The 1,985-nt window shown below is 74.1% G+C and carries 1 protein-coding gene and 2 pseudogenes; 1 reads left to right on the top strand and 2 read right to left on the bottom strand.

Annotated elements, in window-relative coordinates:
* Positions 1–267, bottom strand: a pseudogene (locus tag CLM62_RS31665) (ATPase); the annotation flags it as partial.
* Positions 268–289: 22 nt separating this feature from the next.
* On the opposite strand from CLM62_RS31665, the gene CLM62_RS31660 reads away from it, so the two are divergent.
* On the top strand, positions 290–1,543 hold the full coding sequence (locus tag CLM62_RS31660; protein WP_095753327.1) for a cellulase family glycosylhydrolase: 1,254 nt from the start codon (positions 290–292) through the stop codon (positions 1,541–1,543).
* 43 nt (positions 1,544–1,586) lie between these two features.
* Here the strand turns inward: CLM62_RS31660 and CLM62_RS31655 are convergent.
* Positions 1,587–1,985: pseudogene (locus tag CLM62_RS31655) on the bottom strand (sugar hydrolase); the annotation flags it as partial.

The raw sequence follows: 1,985 nt of genomic DNA, 5'->3' as shown, positions 1-1,985 counted from the left end.
AGCGAAGCCACCGGCCACCGCCACGACCCTGCCGCGCGCCTCCTCGGGTACCGCTCGGGCGAGTGCCTCGGCCAGGTGGTCGGTGAGCCGCGGCACCGGCACGGTCATGGCGTTGCCGGGTCCCGCGGCGCCCTCGCCCAGCGGGCGCCCGTCCTCGGCGACGGCCAGCACGGCACGCGTGCGGGTGCCGCCCGCGTCGAGGCCGACGACGAGCTCGTCGAGCTCGTCGCCCCCGCCATCCGGATTCTGGTTCAAATCATTGCCCATCACTGACTATGGTGGTTCATACATTCGCGCAGCACAAGGTCAGCCCGGGGAGGATCCCATCCACACGCTCCGCTTCGGCGTCAACTACACACCCCGCCACGGCTGGTTCCACTCCTGGCACGACTTCGACCCCGCGCACGCCCGCGAGGATCTCGACCGGATAGCCGGTCTCGGCCTCGACCACGTCCGCGTCTTCCACCTCTGGCCACTGCTTCAGCCCAACCGCACGCTCATCCGCCCCGCTGCCGTCGACCAGCTGGTGCGGCTCGTCGACCTGGCGGCCGAAGCCGGCCTCGACGTCCTCGTGGACGGCGTGCAGGGCCACCTGTCCAGCTTCGACTTCTACCCGGAGTGGACCCGCAGCTGGCACCACCGCAACGTGTTCACGGATCCCGAGGCCATCGCGGCCCAGGCCGATCTGCTCCGCACCCTCGGCCACGCCCTCGCCGACCGCCCGAACCTCCTCGGCCTCCAACTCGGCAACGAGCTCAACAACCTGGTCGAGCACAACCCGGCGACGGTCGCGCAGGTGGACCACTACCTCGACACCCTGCTGGCCGCCACCCGCGAGGGCCTGCGCCCCGGCCACCTCGCCACGCACTCCGCCTACGACGCCGCCTGGTACGGCGACGACCACCCCTTCACCCCCGAGGCCTCGGCCCGCAAGGGCGACCTGACCACCGTGCACCCGTGGGTGTTCTCCGGCGACTGCGCCCGCCGCTACGGCCCCCGCTCCCCGCAGGTGCTGCACCTCGCCGAGTACGGCACGGAACTCGCCACGGCGTACGCCGAGGACCCGGACCGGCCCGTCTGGGTCCAGGAGACGGGCGCCCCGGAGCCGCACATCCCGGCCGCCGACGCACCGGAGTTCGCGCGGGCCACCGTACGGAACGCGGCCGGGTGCGCGACGCTGTGGGGCGTGACGTGGTGGTGCTCCCACGACGTGGACCGCTCCCTGGCCGACTATCCCGAACTGGAGTACACCCTGGGCCTGTTCGACTCGGCCGGCCGCGCCAAGCCGATCGCCGACGCCCTCGCCGAGACCGTCGCCGACCTGCGCGCACAGCCGCCGTCCCCGCAGCCGCGCGACACCGCCCTGGTCCTGGACTGCGCGCCGGACACCCGGTCGGTGTCCGGTCCGGGCGGCGCGTACTTCGAGGCGTGGATGCGGCTGCGCACGGAGGGCGTCCGCCCGGCGGTGGTCCTGGCCGCGCGGGCGGAGGACGCCGAGTACCTGGCGGCGCGCGGGATCAAGGACGTCGTACGGCTGCCATGAGTACGGCTGCCATGAGGCTTACGAAGTACGGCTGCCATGAGCCTCACGCGCCCGCCAGCGCCTCCGCCAGCGCCCGCAGATTGACCCGCCCGCGCCCGTAGGAGCACAGGCCACCGTCCTCCGGCAGCCCGGTGGCCACGCGTATCGCGTCCGGCCGCCGGGCCAGCAGGGCGTCCCGCAGCTGCCGCTGCCAGGGATGCAGCCCGGCGTCGCAGGTGGCGACGACCAGCGGCGCGCGCCGGGACACGCGCACGATCCCGTCGACGAGGGCGGCCGGATCCGCGGGCTCCCCGGCGACCGACGTGCCCGAGGCCGTGGGATCGACGGCGCGCAGCTCGCTCAGCAGGTCCTCGCCGCCCCAGTTGAGCGCCGGATGCGGCGGCGGGAACAGGTCGACGACGTGGGCGCCCCGCACGGGCGCCGCCCCGCCCCGGCTCCGTCC

The sequence above is a fragment of the Streptomyces sp. SA15 genome (genome assembly GCF_002291145.1).
Classification (GTDB): domain Bacteria; phylum Actinomycetota; class Actinomycetes; order Streptomycetales; family Streptomycetaceae; genus Streptomyces.
This window is presented reverse-complemented; position numbering and strand designations above follow the sequence as displayed.